Origin of the sequence: Pseudomonas sp. R4-39-08 (assembly GCF_003852275.1) — a bacterium.
Taxonomy (GTDB): Bacteria; Pseudomonadota; Gammaproteobacteria; order Pseudomonadales; family Pseudomonadaceae; genus Aquipseudomonas.
In genome coordinates this window covers 2247660-2267540 of the sequence record NZ_CP027733.1, presented here as the reverse complement: position 1 = coordinate 2267540, position 19881 = coordinate 2247660, and the positions used below count along the sequence as shown (strand labels likewise).

11 protein-coding genes and 1 pseudogene are annotated in these 19881 nt (G+C 48.5%); 1 reads left to right on the top strand and 11 read right to left on the bottom strand.

Annotated features, from left to right (window positions below; all coding sequences use genetic code 11):
* Nucleotides 1-226: 226 nt before the first annotated feature.
* The 11 genes and pseudogenes from C4J88_RS10495 to C4J88_RS10450 all read right to left on the bottom strand — a co-directional run bounded on the left by C4J88_RS10495 (nucleotide 227) and on the right by C4J88_RS10450 (nucleotide 15886).
* A pseudogene (locus C4J88_RS10495) lies at nucleotides 227-2796 on the bottom strand (fimbria/pilus outer membrane usher protein).
* A 54-nt stretch (nucleotides 2797-2850) separates the two neighbouring features.
* Nucleotides 2851-3606, bottom strand: coding sequence for a molecular chaperone (locus C4J88_RS10490; RefSeq protein WP_124403778.1), 756 nt, complete (start codon nucleotides 3604-3606; stop codon nucleotides 2851-2853).
* A gap of 56 nt (nucleotides 3607-3662) precedes the next feature.
* Nucleotides 3663-4247, bottom strand: coding sequence for a fimbrial protein (locus tag C4J88_RS10485; protein ID WP_124403777.1), 585 nt, complete (start codon nucleotides 4245-4247; stop codon nucleotides 3663-3665).
* 245 nt (nucleotides 4248-4492) lie between these two features.
* On the bottom strand, nucleotides 4493-5443 hold the full coding sequence (locus tag C4J88_RS10480) for a fimbrial protein (protein WP_164485248.1): 951 nt from the start codon (nucleotides 5441-5443) through the stop codon (nucleotides 4493-4495).
* 98 nt (nucleotides 5444-5541) lie between these two features.
* Nucleotides 5542-6018, bottom strand: coding sequence for a fimbrial protein (locus tag C4J88_RS10475; RefSeq protein WP_124403775.1), 477 nt, complete (start codon nucleotides 6016-6018; stop codon nucleotides 5542-5544).
* 496 nt (nucleotides 6019-6514) lie between these two features.
* Entirely contained in the window at nucleotides 6515-9112 is a 2598-nt protein-coding gene (locus tag C4J88_RS10470; protein WP_124403774.1) for a fimbria/pilus outer membrane usher protein, read from the bottom strand.
* A 58-nt stretch (nucleotides 9113-9170) separates the two neighbouring features.
* Nucleotides 9171-9914, bottom strand: a complete 744-nt coding sequence (locus C4J88_RS10465; RefSeq protein ID WP_218565847.1) for a molecular chaperone — start codon at nucleotides 9912-9914, stop codon at nucleotides 9171-9173.
* A 48-nt stretch (nucleotides 9915-9962) separates the two neighbouring features.
* Nucleotides 9963-10496 (bottom strand): fimbrial protein, encoded by a 534-nt coding sequence (locus C4J88_RS10460; RefSeq protein WP_124403773.1) that lies wholly within the window; start codon nucleotides 10494-10496, stop codon nucleotides 9963-9965.
* 1807 nt (nucleotides 10497-12303) lie between these two features.
* Entirely contained in the window at nucleotides 12304-13164 is an 861-nt protein-coding gene (locus tag C4J88_RS28045; RefSeq protein WP_370881259.1) for a fimbrial protein, read from the bottom strand.
* A gap of 742 nt (nucleotides 13165-13906) precedes the next feature.
* The gene (locus C4J88_RS10455) at nucleotides 13907-14989 is read right to left on the bottom strand and encodes a hypothetical protein (protein ID WP_124403771.1); all 1083 of its coding nucleotides are present in this window, start codon (nucleotides 14987-14989) and stop codon (nucleotides 13907-13909) included.
* 27 nt (nucleotides 14990-15016) lie between these two features.
* On the bottom strand, nucleotides 15017-15886 hold the full coding sequence (locus tag C4J88_RS10450) for an alpha/beta hydrolase (RefSeq protein WP_124406858.1): 870 nt from the start codon (nucleotides 15884-15886) through the stop codon (nucleotides 15017-15019).
* A gap of 312 nt (nucleotides 15887-16198) precedes the next feature.
* Between C4J88_RS10450 and C4J88_RS10445 the strand changes: the two genes are divergently transcribed.
* Entirely contained in the window at nucleotides 16199-19738 is a 3540-nt protein-coding gene (locus C4J88_RS10445; RefSeq protein WP_124406857.1) for an ATP-binding protein, read from the top strand.
* Nucleotides 19739-19881 lie beyond the last annotated feature (143 nt).

Here is a 19881-nt window from a genome sequence, read left to right as displayed (position 1 = left end):
GATAACTAGCTGCGACCTGACAGATGAGCTGATAAAGCGGCGTGCCTTATACCTTCCACTTTGCGAAGTGCATAAGCACTCCGATCAAAATAATAGCACCACAAATTAAGCAACCGATAATTTCGCTTCCCATATTAACCCCCTAAACATTTAATATCTGTCGAGATGACTGATTAACACCTTCAACAAAAATAGAGACTGGCAATAACGCCTAAATTTACTCCCCTCATTTGCATGCTAACTGAACTTTATCAAATCTTGTATCGAGCTTTCGTGGTGCTAGAATATAATGTGCCTGGCAACTATCGCTTTTCCATTTTACAATCAGAGTCGATTCTTCCTGGTCAACTAAGGCAAGCGCCATACCTTTTGGATCTAGAACGCCTAGCACTTTGCCATTTTCATCCTGAACACTAGCCCCAAAGGGTATAGGGCTACCGTCTACGCTTCGAAACTCAAATTGTACTCGGCGCCCACTTTCCGCCGCGAAGCTAGCTAGTGTTATGGAACCGCGACGGGGAACCAGTTGTTGGGCGGTGGTCAGCAGCTCAGTATCCGCCCCGAGGTCACGGGCATCCAGAGTAAGCCAGTTGGTCCGATATATCTGAGCGCTGGGTACTACCGCGTAGCCGTTCCTTCCGGTGATAACCCCGGCGTGGCTGGAAAATTTTGCATTAGATACCCCAGACACCTCTGCAAGGGTAAATGTGTCGCCCACGGGTTGACCTAGATTAATTCCTCCGGCATGCGCTACTACCGAACCGGAAGCGCCAGCACTAAAAGTCTGATAATCACGACCTTGACTGTAACCAGCATTCACCCGAGCCACTGAGGTGACCGCACTCAGGCTTGCGGACCCTGAGCCCCCCCGCTGCTGTCATGCCCTGCCTGGAGGTTGTAATAAGCATCATCTTGCCCCGGAAGATTGCCATTAAGCCCCATCTGTGTTGAATGACGCCCTTGATTGTCATAATTCAGATTGGAGCTGACACGCGACGATCGCTGTGAACTTCCCAAAGGCATAGAGATCGACAGAGCAACCTGCTTTTTATCATTTTTATAATTAGAGGCATCGTTACGGCTAAAGGAGGTGTCAATATTATAATTGATCGAGCCCCAGTTATTGCTATAGCCGACGCGAAGTTGCTGAGAACTGCCGGGTAAATTCCAGTAACGCTGTTCAGTGCCATTCAGATAAAACGATCCTCCCCTCGAGCCCAAACTCTGATTTATCGTTATATCAAAACGGTTTTTCGCACGCCCTCTGTGGTTACCGTCCATGAATCGCAGGTCGGTGACATGGTCGCCCAATGTCCGATAGTCTTCAGTCGAATAACGGTAAGTAGCTAGGGTAAAAGTCGTATTGGTAGCGGCGAGTGTTTTCGCATAGTTCAACCTGAGGCTTTGCCCTCGGTTTCGCTGCTGTCGGGTTTCACTATTTGATTGGGTGACATCTATCGCGAAGGCGCCAAGAGGCGTGTTCTGTGTGACGCCAACATTCGTTGCCCTGTAGTCCTCAGCCCACTGCACGCCCCCCACAAGGGTTGTGGCGTTGGTCAGGCCGTAGGCAAACCCTAAGGTCGCCAGTGAAGGCGCTGCGTCATCAGGATTGTTACTCGCATACTCGCCAGCGGCAGCGTTATAGCGCAGCATTCCGCGTCGTACCATCTGTGGTAGAGATGCGTAAACCTGGGTGAAACTACTGCGACTCCCATCCGCCTCGATCACGGTGATTTCAAGATCTCCATTTGATCCGCTGGGATAGATATCACTAATTTCGAATGGCCCGGGGGAAACCGTAGTGCTATATAGCAAGTAACCATTCTGGCTCACTTCAACGGTCGCGTTGGTTTGCGCAGTCCCGTGGATAACGGGCGCATAGCCCCGTTGGCTATCGGGAAGCATGGCTTCGTCTGAACTCAGTTGGATGCCGAGAAAACGCACACTGTCAAATGTTTGAGAGCTGGTGTAAGTTTCCCCCAGTGTCAATTGGCTTTTCAACGACGTGATGTCGCGCTCGGCAAAAATACGGTTGCTGGTAAAGCGCCGTTTATTTCCACTGCCATCCGACAAAGATGACTCGTTACGCAGACGCCACTGACCGATATTTAAGCCATTACGCAATCCCAAACTGTAATAGTCACTCGTGCTACCTGAGTTTTCACTGCGACGTCCACTGAATTGATAGTTTACGAAGCCAGCATTGACACCATAGTCCCAAAGGGCAGGATCAACATAGCCCCTGGCACTTCGCAGCATAGCCGCTTGAGGTATGCCAATATGCAGTTGAAGTCGAGCAGCATCGTATTCAACGCTGGCTTTGTCGATTAACTCACTCGCGTCATAACAGCGGTCCGGCAGGCCCGTGTCAATCACACCATTACGCTTAAGCTTTTCCACATCCACGCCAAGTTTTTCGAGCACTTCCAGAGTCAAACAGGGTTTAGTCCTACCTGACTTATCAATGATATCAAAACGAATATCTCTGCGCCCAGTCAGAGCTCGGTTCACATAAATATCAACACGATAGGTTCCAGGCGCAACATTGTCCTGCCTGAGAAACTCGGCTAGGTCAAGCTGTTCGCCTCCGCCCTGAATAAAGGCAAGGTCGAACTCTGGAATATTTGCTTCGCTCCCCGTGGAATTAGCATAGGCCGCCCCCGGTAACGCTAAGGCAACTGCAAGAGCGAGCTTACGAAGTCTAAAACCTTTATCCGCCAAGTCGTGAGGTGCCGCCGTGCTTTCCTGCACGCGCGCGGACAGACCCGAGCGATTTTCAGCACTGATTTTTTTCATAAAAAACACAAGAACAAACCTTTCGACAGTACAACAGAACTTGGCGAATAAAAATTATTTGTCAGCCAATGTATTCGGCGTAGCGGAACTGACTTTATCTATATATAGATCAGCCGTATATGAGTTCTGTCCGCCGTAATCATTAATGACGTTGAAATTCAATTTGAGACTGGCAGCCGAAGCCATTGGATTGACTGGTATTTCTACATTCTCACTAGGGGCGACCATACGCCCCTCCCCCATTAGAAAATCATTGTAACCAGCGCCTCTCAAACTCAATCCAGTCAACGACACATGAAATCGACTTGGGTTCTCAACCTTCAGTACGGCAGTCTGAGAACGTTTATTTAACGTCCATTTAAGCTGAGTCGGTGCCTCTACCGCACTACCCGGCAACCCAGGCGGTCGAAAAAACACTTTAATCCGCTGGCGTACCGCAAGCTGCAGAACACTTTCCCCATTAACTTTTTGTGGGATTTCCTGTACGTTCAGCCAAGCAATTGACTCTCGATCCAATGGAACTCCCTCTCCACTGTAAAGTATCCTTAGTTGTTGACGACCCTCTTTCGATAGGCGGGATAACGGTGGAGTGACCGCAAAGGATGAAATGTTAAAATCTGCTGAGTCAGACTCTAGCCAAGACTGGACCAGTACATCCTCACCACCTTGATTTAGCACAGACAACGAAGCTTCTTGATGCTTAGCGTCGAAAATCACTCGAGTGGCACCCAATGAGATGGCTGCCTGCGAATGATTGACAAAGAAGGTTAATAGAAATAATGAAAAACTAAATAGCGCCTTATTAAACACCTGATTCGCCTCCACGAAGCTACAAATGGGGAGATCATCCTCCCCATCGCAATTTTTTATTCGTAAGTCAGGGTAAAAGGCAGGGTCGCATTCCCAACACCAGCTTTAACATCATCTGATGCCCCATTAAGCGCATAAGCAGCGCGCATGCTCAGGTTAGCGGTAGCTTTCCCCTCGTCAACCTTCAGCGCTGCATCGATCGTTTCGTTGGCACTCAGGTTTAGAACTTGATTGTTGTCATTGAGAATTGCAATGGCGACACCTTTTGCCGCCTTTTCACTACTTTGCAGTTTAAGCAGGCGACCGTCAGCACTATCAATTCCAGAGCCAGAAAGCGGGTCAAACTTTACTTTTACTGTACTCAAGCCACCCACACCCGATGAACAATCAATGTCCAAGTTGATATGAGTAGCTGCAGTGACGCCCACACCGGGATCACCAACATCACTGAGTGAAACCTTCCCAAGATCTACGTTAATATTGCCATTGCTACCTGACGAACCAGCACCCGGTGCGACCGTACAGCTTGCCGCAATCAGCTCGCCAGAGAATTCAATTTTTCCACTACTTGCTGCATGCGCCACACCCACCCCACCAAGTAGAACGCAAGTTAACGCAGATACACCCCAAAGAAATTTCATAGCTTCGATCCTCGCATCCAATAAGACTGATATCAACCAAATAGCGTTATCCGCATCCAGCCGGCCAGCATGTAAATTTTTACACGCGAACGAGTGCGAGCCTATTGGAAAGCCCTGCGATCACCCTGGAAATTTCCCATGCACCTTGGGAAATTTCAGGCCGGCCTCGATTGATTAGAAATTGGCTAATTTTTTACCTGGGGTTTCGCAATAGACTAGGAGGTCTGGACTAACCACTCTGGAGGCTACTGATAAGACATCGTGAACACTGCATTTGCATTGGCCGTACCGGATCCCGGTTTGGAAGACGCTGTGCGTTGATATTGAATATAAAACGGAATGAGATACCTACCTCCGGCGCTGCCTGTGGAACTTAAAACCTTGAATTGATTTAAAGCGCCCGCGATAGACGAGGCAGGACCTAAATTGATTGGGCTGTTGTCGCGTAAAATTTGATACCCTACACCCGTTGCATCCGAGCCGGGACTGAGCGACAGCACATTGCTAGTGTTTCCCGGGTTCTGTGCGTCGGTCATAACCATATGAACAGAAATCGAAGGATCGCAATTCATTCCAATATTAAAAGGCGTTCTGCCGGCAACCGATCCAACTTCCAGAAGGCGATTTAGCCCAATGTTTGGCATCTTGACATCAATATTGCCATCAACATCACAGGTCGACGCCTTTATGGTTGGAGCAGTGCTAATCTTGATATCCATTACGCCTCTCTTAACCTTATCAATATAGGTCACATTGGCGGACGGAAATGCAGTTATCGTTCCAGAGCTGACGGGGCCGACTATCACGAGTTGCGCAGTCGCTTTCATGTGTTTTAATACATCCTGATTGGGTTTACAGCTAGCTCCAACACCAGAAACATCGAACGGAAGAGTACGCTGTACTGAAACTGCATCCCACGACGTCGCCCGAAAACGCACGCCAATGCCAGGATTATTAGTCTGATAAACATCCGAAAAGCCTGGAACAAGAGGGCCATTAACCGTTCCTATGCTGCGCACCTCGTATGAACACTTCGCCCATACGCCCTGAGAACCAGTACTGGCTTTCCAGTTGGTGGTCGAGCCGACTTCCCTATCGCGCGCGAAAACAGCGCTATCGAGGGGAATATTTACAGCGGCAATTGATAGAGACGAGAAAGCCCCCAAAAATACCAGCGGGAGTATATAAAGATTCATCATTCAACCTTTTAGGTTTTGCCTCGCTAGAGCGAAACTTCAGTCAATTCATTCCTTTTCACCGCACAGTACTGACGCTTAATTGTGCGATTTGAATACTACTGATAAGACATGGTAAACACCGCAACGGCATTGGCCGTGCCTGTTTTCGGCCTCGAAGACGCCGTTCGTTGATATTGGATATCAAACGGAATCAGGAACCGGCCCCCGGTGCCACCTGTAGAACTTACAATCTTGAATTGATTTAAAGCGCCCGCAATAGACGAGGCATGACCGAAATTGATCGGGCTGTTGTCGCGTAGAATCTGATACCCCACACCCATTGCCTCCGAGTCGGAACTGAGCGTCAGCACATTCCCAATGTTACCCGGATTAAGTGCATCAGTGATGACCATATGAACAGCAATCGAAGAATCGCAATTCATTCCAATAGTGAAAGGCGTCCTTTCAGCGACCGCTCCGACGCTTGGGAGTCGATTTATTTCAATCCTGGGCATTGTGGCAATAATGTCGCCATCTACGTTACAGGACGATGCTTCTATAATACTTGGAAACGTGCTGATTTTCACGTTCATTGGCCCCCTCTCTTAAGAATCATAATAGCTGATGCGGGCGGTTGGAAATGACATAATAATGCCTGCACAGACCTGCCCCACCACGACGAGCTGTGCAGAAGCCCTCATATTTTTTATTATGGTGACGCAAGGTTAGCAGTCGGAGGGCCCATTCCCAGGAATATCAAATGGAAGCGCTCTTTGCTGTGAAGCTGAATACCAAGTAGTTGCTCTGAAACGGATACCTATACCGGGATTACTGGGCTGATAGGCATCTGAGTATCCAGATACAAGCGTGCCATTCACTATGCCGACATTACGCCCGCCCATGTACTGGCATAGCATCCCTACGCGCTGAGAGTTTGTGTTTTCTTTCCAGTTAGTGGTAGAACCAATCGCCTTATCCCGTGCAAAAATTGCGCTGTGAGCGGGATGCCGACATCGGCCTTGGAAATTGACGAAATAGAAAACAAGCAGACAGCGACTCATATTTAACCTTATAGTTCAACGGTAGCCATTACCTAAGCGCCACGGAAGTGCTTGATTGTTTAGTGCACAACGCGTCGACTTTTTCGAAATCCACTTTATCTTTGCGTGCTGCAGCTGACAGGGTGTACAAAACGCGACATTGACCGTCGAGCGTGTCTCCCCAACGCACTATCAGCTCACCTTTCGGCTCCGCTGCACGAATGAATGCTCGGCTCATTTGCCCAACCAAGGTCAGGCTATTGCCCTCAGCGTCCAGTACTTCGGCCCCCGTCGGCAACGCATTACCCGCCTCGTCACGCAGGTTAAGCAGAACCGGCGCCCCCTGAGTGGTTGGATATTTCAGCATCACGATTGCGCCATGACGCGGTGCGATATTCTGCGAACTCATTTCCAGCTCAACGTCCGCCGCCATACCTTTCGGGTCGATGACAACTTCATTATGACGATAAGGTATCAGGCCGCTCACCACTCCATACCCGCTGCTGCTGATTGCGCCTCCATTGCTGTTGAGCAGACTCGCGCCTTGTGCCCCCCTGGCCTCCACAATGACACGCGTTTCACCTTTGGACTGACTGAAGGTCACGCCGCCAGGATGGGCCACGATGCTGCCGGAAAGGCCGATACCGACTTGCTTGTACTCTTCCCCCTGTCCAATACTTCCCGATAGATTGGTCTTGGCCATACGGTATTGGGCATTGGCCCCCGTAGAGCTATTGCTGGCTCCGAAGGCACGATCATGCGAGCCATACACCCCATAACTAAGTTCGCTCTGCTCCCCCACAGAGCCAGACAGCCCAACCTGAGTCCCCACATCACCTTTACCCGAATAAGTCGTGGAGCTGGTGAGGTATGAGGTATGGCGATCTCTGCCAAGTGGCATCGAGAGCGTCAGCATGTACTGGGTATCGTCCTTGTTATTGCTACCCTGGGTACGGCTGGCTGAAAGACTCAGGTTTCCCCAGCTATAGCTATTGGAATACCCGGCCTGGAAGCTGGTATCGCGGCTCTTGGCGTTATTCCAGTGATTCTGCGACGACCCGCTCAGGTACAGGCTGCCGGCATCGCCAGGCAATGGCTGGTTGATGTTCACTTGAAGCCGACTGCGCTGGCGGTTAGGTGCCGGACCAGTCAGGTCTTGCGCTCGGGCATAATCGCTAAAGGACAGGTAGCCCTCGCTGGAGAAACGGTAAGCTGCCACGACGAAGTTAGTCTTGGTGCTATCGACGAGCTTGCTGTAGCTCAGTCGATAACTCCTTCCGCTAGCGGTGCTATCGAGTGGGTCAGTACCCTCATCGCTTGACTGCAGACCAGAAGCGTTGGACTGTGTGACATCGAACGCGAACGCTCCCACCGAAGTACTCAACGCCATACCGCCCTGTACCGCCAGATACTGGTCGGCGACGACGCTGCCAGTGTAGGCCGTCGCCTGGTTGGAAATGCCACGCTGATAGGTTGCCTGGACGAATGTTGGCACTTTGCGCAAGCGGTCATCACGGTATTGACCGGCAGAGACGCTGTAGCGCGAGGTCCCTGGGCGCAGCAATTGTGCCACCGAAGCAAAGGGCACAATGAAGCTGTGGATACGGCCGTCAGCCTCGGTCACCGTGACATCTAGGTCACCGGAATAGCCAGTACTGTAGAGGTCGTCGATGACAAACGGGCCGGGCGCCACGCTGGTTTCGTAAAGTATGTTGCCAGCTTGACGCACGGTCACTCGAGAGTTGCTTTGCGCCATGCCTCGGATGGAGGGCGCAAATCCACGCTGGGAATCAGGCAGCATGCGATCATCGGACGCCACTTGCACACCGGTGAAAGATACGCTGTCGAACAGCTCGGATGGCGTGTAGTAATCCCCCAGGGTAATTTGTGATTTGAGCGTGGTCAGGTCGCGCTGTGCATAGGTGCTCAGCGCGCTGTACTTACTCCGGGATTCGCCAACACTACTGCTGCGGTTGTAGCTTGCGTTGTGGCGCAGACGCCAGTCCCCCAGGTTCAAACCGCTATTGATACCCGTGTAGAACTCTGTGCTGTTGGAGCCGCGTGAATCGTTATGAAAGGCATTGCTGTTGTAGTCAACGAACGCAGCAGTCACGCCCCGGTCCCAGTCACCTGGATCAACGTAGCCTCGTGCTGCGCGGTTCAGGTAAGTCTGGGCAATGCTCAAGTCCAGGCGCAATGCCCCCAGGTCCATGTCGATATGGGCATCAGGGACCCAGAGGCCGATATCCGCGCAGTCATCGCTTTCAAGGGCGTGGCTTTCAGGCAGGCGCTTGAGGTCAATGCCCAGGCTGGAGACCTGCGCGGGAGTAAAGCAAATTCGCGACGGTTTCCCATCGCCGCCGTCACGCACCCGAATGTCCTGGCGTCCCATCCACTGCTGGTTGACGTAGACATCGAGGCGATATGAGCCTGGCATGGCCCCGTTCCCGCGTTCGAAGCGCGACATATCCAGACTTCTTTCCTGGCCTTGTAGAAAGGCCGGATTAAACAACGCGAGAGCAGCATTGCTTTCCTCGGCTTGTGCGAGGTTGTCGGGCAGAACCGCGCCGAGCGTCGTAACAAATAGCCAATGCCGGGCAGCAAAAAAACGGCCGGCATAATGCGGTGCATGAGTCGTCAAAAACATGGGATTACCTGAGCACGCGTATCGAGGTGATACCTGTCGGCACATCAGCTCGTCAATTTCAGTTCAGTGTGATGCTCTGTTCGGCGGTGGTGCCAAAATCACCGATCCAGCGGTAGAGCACCTGGCCACCAGTACTGCCGGTATGACCGGCGAGAGAAAAATCCTGCTGACTGAAGGGAGCAATCATGCCGCCGCCGGTTTCGTAGCGTTTGTCGCCCTGCTTCACTGACAGCTCACCAAACGACAGGTGATAAGGCGTCGGGTTATCACCGCGCAGGACATAGCCCTTATCGACTCGCTGCACAGACCACTTCATCCGACTCACGGAGCTACGAACATCGCCGGACAGAGCGACCGGGCGATAGAACATCTTCAGGCGTGAACGCACAGCGATTTGCATCATGTTCGCCCCAGCACTGGCACCTTGAGGAATAGGTGGGATTTCCAGGGCGTTGAACCAAAACAAGCTTTCCCTGTCCTGAGGCAGCGTTTCACCGGTGAACACAATGCGTACACTCTGGCCTTTTTGTGGGTCCAACCTGAAAATGGGTGGCGTAACGAGAAAGGGCGCGTCTGCATCTTGAAGTCGGCTCTGGGCGTCGCCACGATCAATCCAGACTTGCAGGAGCCCGGGGCTCTGGCCCTTGTTGGTCAGCTTTACGGTGACTTCTCGTTCCTTCGCGGAATAGATCACACGGGTGCCATCGATCATGACACCGGCAACAGCACTGGACATCGAGCATGCAGCAAGGAACAGCCCTGCCATCAAAGAGGGCAAGTGTCGAGCGGAGACAGGTGACATCAGGGGGTACCTCAGTGGTGCCCGAGGTGAACACCCCGGGCGAGTCGATTACTCGTAGGTCAGCATGAAATTGGCCATGACGGAAACATCACCGCCACCCGCGCTCCCCTCTTGGGAGAAGTACTGCGCGAAGTACTGCAAGCTGCCTTTTCCGTTGATATCCACGGCACGTGAAGCCTGGGAAGCATTGTCATCGGTATTGATATTGATGACGGTATGATTTTGATCGAGCAGTTGAACCTCGACGTTGGAGGCTTTGTTTACAGCGTTGTTTACCAAGTTGCCGTAGGGATTAACATTGGAATCAGGCAGAAATGCAGCAGAAACCTTGGCATCCTCCGGGCAGTCGGTCACCTGCAGCGTGAAGCCGGTACGACCGGTAGCGCTCTGAGCGCCAGCGAGCTGACTTTTGTCCACGGTCGGCAGTACAACGTTGACATTGGTGGAAGAAGCATCAAGTACGCAACTCGTTTCGATAATTCTGCCAGTGATGTTGATCTGTCCAGTCTGGGCGGCGAGAGCAAGGACGGGCAGATTTAGGCTGACAAAACAGACAGCAACAGAAAACACTTTGAAGTTCATTTATGCGGGTCTCGCAATAGCCAAGTTAGAATAAACTGAGTTTTTTAGCCTTCAGATATTTAGGTGCTGCGATACCTGACAGGGCAGAAAATCTTAAACTCGGCCGTAAGCCCGTCACATCAGCACGCTCTCATTTCAAGTCAGAATTCGCTCGCCCTAGACCAGAATTTTCTCGGAGCGGGATGAATTGCTTCTAGCTCCCCACCAAAATCTGCATGCCCTCTCCGTCCGAATTGCTCTGGCTTCTAAGGTTTTGTAGGCCACATTGCCTGGTAGCCGGCGACCGGTGCCGGCCCTAAATGCGTAGACCCTGAGAGCGTTTTTTGAAATTAAGCCCCCTACATAAATTGTATATTTAGTATCAAGCCCAATACTAAGGTCCACTGAGCGCACCTGTAAGGCCTAAAACACCTGAAAATTGCAACTCTAAACTTTCTCACGCCAAAATACGGAAAACCAAACTACAACCATCACTATTTGACGTTCTATGAAAATATCCGAAAAATCAGCATCATGCAATATCGAGCTTAACAGCCAAAACAATAGATAATCAAAGAGTCAAAAGCGGGGACTTAAAAAAAACCATTAAAATAGTACGGAACAGCCATATAAAGCTATACAACTCCGCGAAAAAAAACGAAGCAAGAGAATTTGTCAAACACATCCGCGAAATCCTTTATACACAAAATTCTAAGGCATTGAGGAGGAAAACCGAACTACTCAAGGATTTAGAAACATTAACGATGCGGACTCCAGCAGAAAAATCAGCCGATTATACAAGCTGTTTAATAGGGATGAAATTCAAACGGGAATACAGCTGGTCAGCGCTTCAAGCAAGAGGTCAGAAAAATTATGTTTACCACCACAATACTATACACTCCAAGTGCGCTAGGCCTGAGCAACCTGTAAAGGCACTATCCAAGCCAGCAATCGAAACCCTGCCCGCCAACGACAGCGCTGTGAACAAACGCTGTATGAGAGAAGATGATCATGCTAAGAGCATTTTTTATGATAAGGATATAAAGCTCACTCGAGAAAGACTGAACCCCACACCTAATGACACGAGCGAACATGGACCCAAAATGAGCCCGTTAGATTTTATTTACCCCGCCCCGCCCATTCCAAGAGCGCCAGTCGAATCAATGCCAGCAGCACTAAAATCGACGACCCGCTGGGATTGAAGAACCGCTGCATCCGGCTTCGAATAGCAGTATATTAGGCTGAATCAGATGGACAACTTCGTGAAATATCGAACGCCTTTATCCTTACTTCACCCCAAAAGGAAATGACTTGTCCGGATAATGTAGCAGACTTTAGCGCGCAAGGAAGTGGACTGGTATTATTGGAGGCAGATACCATTTCATTTATCCAAATCAAAGCGCCGGAAATAGGACAAGGTGAGAGGGCCTTTGGCCCTCTCACCCAATAAACGATCGGAGCCAAGCATCTAACCACCAAAGCTGGTTGCCGCCGTCGCCATGGCAGAAACTATTTCAGCGGGGCAGCAACCCTATGCCCCTCCTACAATCCGCCTCCTAACACCCCATGAACATCCTTGCTGACTGCAGCAGCAACACAGAGTGCAGAATAAAGAGCGCGGCTTAGTTTATATATGAATTTTAATTGGCTCGCCAACACCATTGCTTACTGACAAATCGCAGTAGGCACGAGTGTAGGGGGCATTACAATTTTAATCATCAACCACAACTGAGTATCGCATTCAAAGAGCACATTCAACGGCTCTATTATTGTTCGACAGCGGTTTTCTCGAAACACCTGGAGAAAAAAAGATGGCTTAGTCAAGAATTTAATCATAACTGATTATATAAGTAGACTGCGCAACAGCCCTACCCGGAATGAGATTACCGTCTCGAATATAACGAACTGACATGGGAATTAGGCCATCCGACTGAATATCGCCCAAGCCCCTTCTTTGCTTATACCTTACCAAAGAGCCGTCAAGCAACATCTGAAACCTAATCCCTTTTGCCGTCGAGCCCGCTCCTAATTCCAAAGACTCACCACTGTTAGATACATTGTTCGAGTCAGTGAATTCGGCGTATACCTTACTCGAGCTGTTACAGCTGACAGCCATAGTGAAGAATACCTCACCAAATGTTGCGCCTATGCTAGAAAGTTCAGAGCTGGTTACCGCCGGCAAAGGAACAAGTATATTTGGGGTTGTAACAACGCACGTTCCGAGAATAGCACTACCAATTACTGCGCCTGGTTGGTCTGGTCCTAGCGAGACACCATCAGAATCTAGCTGTTTAGCCCGAATCCCGCCGGCATGTAAATCACCAGCCGCTACAGGACCCGCGCTGCGGACCAAATCAAAAGACACAAAGTAGTGATTAGCGGTGCGAGAATTGAAAAATCCCAGCCTTGCAGTAGTCCCATTTATTGGCTTCTCGTCGTAATAAAAAACAACTGATAGTCCACTTCCGACTTGTAGCTTTTGAGGCACCTCCAAATATGCAACCCCGTCCGCCCGACACCCCCCGTATGTAATAACCTGACGATGACTACTTAGTACAGTACCTACAGGAACATTACTCGAAAGCGCTATATCCTTTCCAAGTTTAAATTCGCCTGCACCACTTATGCTACAGGTTGCTAAGGCCTGATGTGAGAAAAAAATCAACGCTGCTAATACTATCGAACGCATCACCACAACAAACCTCTTTTAATGTACCATTATAAAACTCAAAATCGCCGAGCCTTAACATATCATCGCAACACATAATATTGCTCTCGTAAAACATGCTTGATGTGCTCTCTCACTACTAACGGCAGATATCAACAGTAAATTTTCTTACTGAATTATTCAGGGCGCCTTTTTAAACAGGCATTGCTCCTTTATGCCCTTAAAGAACGCACTAAATGACTGGAAGGCACATGGGAGCTACCCGACGCTTTACTCCAACCGGAACCAGACCTGCTCCGGCGGCAAAGTTAGGGACAACCACGCAGTCACGATGAGAAATAGGTTGGATCACACTTTTAGCCTACGGGCTCGTTCCAACTGTCTATAATTTTTTCACATCGAGATGCACCACAACATCAGACCGCTCAATGCAGCGGCAAGAATCTTCCTCGTCGGACGAGGAACTTTCTTACCTCTGAGATTCTGCACGAAAAAAAACTATTTTTTGCCCTTTATGGTTCGATAACCAGTTACACATGCAGCTATTGCGGTATGACAATAACTACCGATACAAACTCTGCAACTGTATGACGTTTGGAATTCGGCGCCACTTTTATATCTCGCTATAAGCGGATGCTATTTTAAGCCAAACCTCCGATGTATTACGGACTCTTCGTTATCCTTAGTACCACCCGCAACAAAACCAGCTCGCACTGCTTACGAAACAGTGCGAGATCCTACAAATCAATGATTGAAACGAATCTCAACTCTCCACATATAGACCCGCTTCCGGTGGAGATTTAAAGGATGACGTTTCCTTTAAAGGGACATTGCCATCATGGTGTAAATTATAGTCTGCAATAACGATCGCCAACGCGCTAACCGAATCGGCATTCATAAAGTTCACCATTACTTTGGTGTCAGCATCTTCATTATAAAGTTGCGTGAGCGTCTTTGTGTTATCTTTGGGAGCAATAGCGGAAAGAAATTCCTCACCTTCAATATGCTCTGCCACAAGCTTGGAGGATTGCTCAAAACCTCTGGCGAAATCTTTTATCTGTCTATGCAAAGGCAGTTCAGCATACTGATCATCCAAGCAAGACTTTTCACGAGAAAAATAATAGAAATCAAATTTATTACAGCAGAGATGCGCCACCTCATGCAAAAGCGCATTAACAGCGGGAATGGCGCATTTCTTAAAGAATTGTAGAGAAAACGCAATCCTTTGCTCGCCGTCTTGAACCAAGTTAATGGCGGCAGTGGGATCGGAATTGTCATACGGTTCCACAAGATAAATATCTTGCCCGCCCTCTTCCGTCATCCAAAGCAACATTGACTGCATCGCTCTGTAATTCTCCAACAGTCTCGGACGTATACTGGGATCCACTCCCCACTCAGTAAGCTTGGCATCAAATGTCGGATCATCAATACCTTTTAGAGACTCTATTACTGAAGTAACCACAGAGATCCCGTTATTAATAGTTCGCGTGAGAAATTCCCGCTTAGCCCCTTCTAGACTCTCGAAGCCTTTTGACACAACATCAAACCCAAAAGATTCGATATGTGTTTTGAATAAATCGTCTGACAATGGGTTCGATAATGGCGTGGCAAGCGCTCCGGGCGGACCTAACCAAGAGCCTGCTGATAACGATATTGAGGATAGCGCTAAAGTAACTAATCGAAAAATCGTAGCACCAACGGTCGGCGTCTTACCAGAAAAAACTAATTCGGCAGTGGTATTATGCACATCGCTTACAAGACGCAAAAATCTACGAGTATCTTCACGCCCAATCACAGTCCGCTCGTTACTCAGTAAAATCTCATTAATTGCAGCCACAGGTTCCATAGTTCTTCCTTGCTGTAGGTGTGGCGGTTAAAGATACATTCCCAGCCAGTTAATTTGATGTCTTAAAACTTTAAAATGAGTGTCACCTTCATAGACATCATAATGCCCAGCACCTTCAAGCATAATGATTGTCTTTTCAGCATGCAGCGCTTCATACAATCGGACTGCTTGATCCGGGGGATTAACAATGTCGTGTTCGGCAGCGACAACCAATACAGGCTGACGAACGCTCATGGCCATGATAACCGGTTTGTAGTTTATGATTTCCCGGACGGTTAAAAAGGGTATTTTTGTATTTAGCTGAGGATTAAACTTTTGATGCTTTTCGAAAAACACTCGAGACTGCTCATCATCCAGCACCATTAACGGAGGCACAAATAACTCCCTACCGCTTGATTCTTTCTTCTCCTGCATCCGATTTAATGTCGAAAATAGCTTACTTTCCTCTTTAATACTCATTGCGCTAGTGATTAATATTTCCCCGTCAGCAAAGGCTGTTTGGCTGATGATGCATTTGACCAGCGGGTTCTGCGCCCCAACCGTAATGACATGACAGCCACCTAGTGATGTTCCCCACAGACCAATGCGTGACGTATCAAATGACGGTTGCTGGCTTACCCAGTTAACAACGGCATGAATATCTTCTATCTGCATTTTGGTCTGAAGCCTGCCGCGCTCACCTCCACTTTCACCGAAACCTCGATAGTCAAAGGTAATGACATTGTAGCCAGCCTGAGCAAAAGCGAAAGCAAACTCAGGCAGAACAACGTTCTGGATGCCACAAAACCCATGGCACAGCACCAGAACAGGTGCCGGGATCACTGATGTGCTAGGATAAATTCGCACCGCCAATTGTTCCCCGCTGCTACTAACACTAACGCTCTCAAAACCACTCATTACACTACTCCTCAAATACTGGCCAAGTTACAATTCCCAATTCAAAAGAAAGGCATCGCTATACACACAAAACCTACAGCAATAGGCTATAGTAGTATTTCAAAAAGCGATCCTGCAACAAAGCCTCAACCATCCAAATATTCAAGTACTGTTCTACATTTGTAGAGGGGTTACCATGAAATCGATTCACCTAAGCGTGCAAATTAAAAAAAACCAACACCAAAATACATATTCAGGAAGACGCTGTCGCTCAATATCTGTGCGGCGCTTTGGATCGCGCTATTCGCCGGGCCAGAAGCCCATGCTAGTCGTGTGGACAATTTAGAACTCTTCAGCCACACCAATGAAGATCACCAGAAGTTAAATTTAGACTACAACGGTTGGCGCTGGCTAAAGAAAAAGAAGACTTTGGTACTGGGTACGTCGCTTCCTGATTATCCGCCGTTGGACATATCAAGTTCCAATCGTGACTATGAGGGTATCACAGCAGATTACATGCAGATAATTTCTGGTTATCTTGGTGTAACCGTGGACGTTCGCCGTTACGCTACTCATATGGAAGCCGTGGAAGCACTGAAAACTGGCGAAATAGATTTATTGGGCAGCGCTAATCGAAGAGAAAAAAATAGAATAGATTTGGCACTGAGCAACAACTACCTCGATGATCGACTCGCTCTAATCGGCCGCATAGGCATTAGCCTGTCTTTCGACGATAAAGTCGCGCGTATTCGCTTGGCAATTGACTCCGACTATATTAGTGAGGCTGCGGCTCGGCGGATGTTTCCTCAAGCAAACATAGAAGTGTTCACATCGACAGAAAATGCTATCGCGGCAGTCGCCTTTGGACAAGCTGATGCATTTTTAGGGGATGCTATATCCTCTCAATACCTTATTTCGCGAAATTATTCCAGCCATCTCGATATTTTGGATATCGCCCCCCCGGCACAAGAAGGCTTCAGCTTTGCCATTAACGCTGATAACCCGCGTTTGCTGAACCTTATCAATACCGCCCTAGGGGCCGTGCCAGAACAGGTAAAAACTGAAATACAAACACGCTGGAGCGAAAAACTCTTATTCACGCTCCAGCCACTGGATTTAAGTGCAGACGAGAAAGATTGGATCAAGAAAAACCCTGTGGTAAATATAGCAGTGAGCCGGTACCTGGCACCCGTTTCATATTTCGACATCCATGGTAATTATTTTGGTATTACACGAGACTTGCTTAAGTTAATTGAGAGAAAAACGGGCTTAAAATTCAACATACAACCTCACCCCAACATTAGAGAAATGCAGGAAAGCTTAAAAGCGGGAAGAGTGCAAATCGCAACGGACCTGCCTAAAAACCAGGAAAACATGCAATCTTTTTTATTTGGACGTCCTTATTTAATCGCACCTTATGCACTTGTAGTACGCAATCAAAGTGCATACCCAGATACGCTGGAGGCTCTGGCAGGCAGGACGTTAAGCGTTGCGCCAGGCCATGCGCTTCTGCCGATGTTACGCGAACATTACCCGCTCATTCGTTTAAAGAACGCAGAGAATAATTTTGAGGCCCTTGCTTGGGTAGAGGATGGCTCAGTAGATGCAACAATCCTACCTGCACCTATTGCCAGCTACAATTTGCGTAGCCGCGATAACTCACTGAAAATTGCATCGATTATAAACTCTGCACCTGCGACAGCGTCGCTCAGTGTACTTAAGGGGCAAGGTCAGCTTTACGCAATTCTCGATAAAACCATAAGAAGCATCCCGCCAGATGTTATTGATTCTGTTACCAACCGGTGGCGCACAAACGCAGTTATTGCGCCCCCATCATGGCGCGACTATCGTCAGATTATATTTAAATCCGTAGTTAGCACTATCACACTATTGACTATCGCATTGGGTTGGGGAATTTACTTACGTCGGCAAATCATGCAACGCAGAGCAGCCGAAAGAGAACTCAGCAATCAGCTTCACTTTATGGAAGCCCTGATAAACGGCACGCCGCATCCAATTTACGTGCGGGATTTAGAAAATCGCCTATTAATTTGCAATGACAGTTACGTAAAATCGCTTTCAAACGAGGGTGATATTGCTCGTGGTTTAAGTTCAGCAAAAACCTCATTGGAAAGGTCGGCGGCCTATGAAAAGGATTGCCAAACTGTATTGCAGACAGGCCAACCTCTTTTGCGTGATCGAGAAGTTTACATTGCTGGACGTCATCAAACTATCTATCACTGGATGCTACCTTTCTCTAACTCTGAAGGTGCCAATCAAGGCTTAATCGGAGGTTGGATAGATATAACTGAGCGGCACTTGCTTCTGGAGGAGCTCAAACAAGCCAAAAATGATGCTGATGAGGCTAATCGGACCAAAACTACATTCCTTGCGACTATGAGCCATGAAATCAGAACACCTATGAATGCGATCATAGGATTGCTGGAATTAAGCTTGAAACGCGATAAAGAAAAATATGACCGCTCATCAATAGAAGTCGCCTATCATTCCGCCCGCGGCTTGCTTGATTTAATTGGTGATATACTCGACATTGCCCGTATAGAGACAGGTCACCTTAGTCTGAATCAAGAGCGGGCCAACCTAAAGGACCTAGTAGAATCTGTTATTCGAGTATTCAGTGGACTGGCCAAGCAAAAGAACCTAACTCTAAAGTTAGACATTAACGAAAGTATAAATTACGACGTATTGGTTGACCCGCTGCGCTTTAAACAAGTACTTTCCAACTTAATCAGTAATGCGATTAAGTTTACCGAAAACGGCGGGGTCGATGTGGTTGTTCATTCTTGCTTATTAGCAGATGATCAATTACAGGTCGAATTTTCGGTCAATGACACCGGTATTGGTATATCTGCTAACGATATAGCGCGCTTATTCCAGCCATTTACCCAGATAGGTGGAACGAGACAGCACGCCCGCTCTGGTACAGGATTAGGATTAATGATTTCCCGTAATCTATGTGAAATGATGGGAGGCCAATTGGAGCTCGACAGCGAAATCGATCAGGGCACACAAGCCATTGGCCGACTGACACTGAACGTGCTCGAACCACGGCAGGAAAAGAAGGCCGAAGTATTAAACAGCTCCGCAGCCAACCCGGCTCCAATTTTAGGTGTATTAGTGGTTGACGACAACTACGCCAATCGATTGCTGTTGAGTGAACAGCTAATATACTTGGGGCACTCCGTGCATCTTGCTGAAAATGGTGCTGAAGGCCTTGCATTATGGAAACAGAAAATATTTGACGTCATCATTACCGACTGCAATATGCCAGTGATGAGCGGATATGAGCTTGCGAAAGCAATACGCGTGATTGAGAGCGCTCAAAACCGGGTGCGCTCTATCATTTTAGGATTTACTGCTAATGCTCAACGTGAGGAGCGCGAGCGGTGCATATCGGCTGGCATGGATGACTGCCTATTTAAACCAGTGGAGCTGGATACCTTAGAGCGTTTCATCAAACGCTCCGCAATAGCCATTCATGACGAAATTAATTATTCTGAATCCAATAAATTTGACTTGAATACCCTTGAGCACCTTACCGGTGGAGACCTCAACATATTAAAGCGTGTGCTGGATGGATTAATTAATAGTATCACCGATGATTTAGAGGAATTACGACGGCTTAATAAAAACGACAATCTGCGTGGCTTATCCGAGCTTGCTCATAAAATCAAGGGCAGTGCTCGCGTTGTTAAGGTTCGCAGTCTGATCAAGCACTGTGAAGCTTTGGAAGCTTCCTGTCACCTTGACCCGTCAGATTCTAATTTACCGGCCGTGGTCCTAGCCCTTGATCAGGCAATGGTAGGATTAGAACGCGATCTGATTCGCCAGAGAAAAAAACACTTTGAGTAGGTGGACTGAAGCACCCTCTCCCGCGATGTACTCATTACGGCCGTAACGCCGATCCTTGGATATAGGCGGCCAATTGTTTGCCCGCCTTACCGCTTAAAGGCACCTTAAACGTTGTATAAACCCTGCCTACAACTGGCGCTATT

Bases quoted from the DNA above. Each gene is read 5' to 3' on its own strand.
- C4J88_RS28045 (WP_370881259.1), bottom strand. From the start codon at position 13,164: ATGCGTTCGATAGTATTAGCAGCGTTGATTTTTTTCTCACATCAGGCC.
- C4J88_RS10470 (WP_124403774.1), bottom strand. From the start codon at position 9,112: ATGTTTTTGACGACTCATGCACCGCATTATGCCGGCCGTTTTTTTGCT.
- C4J88_RS10485 (WP_124403777.1), bottom strand. From the start codon at position 4,247: ATGAAATTTCTTTGGGGTGTATCTGCGTTAACTTGCGTTCTACTTGGT.
- C4J88_RS10465 (WP_218565847.1), bottom strand. From the start codon at position 9,914: ATGTCACCTGTCTCCGCTCGACACTTGCCCTCTTTGATGGCAGGGCTG.
- C4J88_RS10460 (WP_124403773.1), bottom strand. From the start codon at position 10,496: ATGAACTTCAAAGTGTTTTCTGTTGCTGTCTGTTTTGTCAGCCTAAAT.
- C4J88_RS10480 (WP_164485248.1), bottom strand. From the start codon at position 5,443: ATGAATCTTTATATACTCCCGCTGGTATTTTTGGGGGCTTTCTCGTCT.
- C4J88_RS10455 (WP_124403771.1), bottom strand. From the start codon at position 14,989: ATGGAACCTGTGGCTGCAATTAATGAGATTTTACTGAGTAACGAGCGG.
- C4J88_RS10450 (WP_124406858.1), bottom strand. From the start codon at position 15,886: ATGAGTGGTTTTGAGAGCGTTAGTGTTAGTAGCAGCGGGGAACAATTG.
- C4J88_RS10475 (WP_124403775.1), bottom strand. From the start codon at position 6,018: ATGAACGTGAAAATCAGCACGTTTCCAAGTATTATAGAAGCATCGTCC.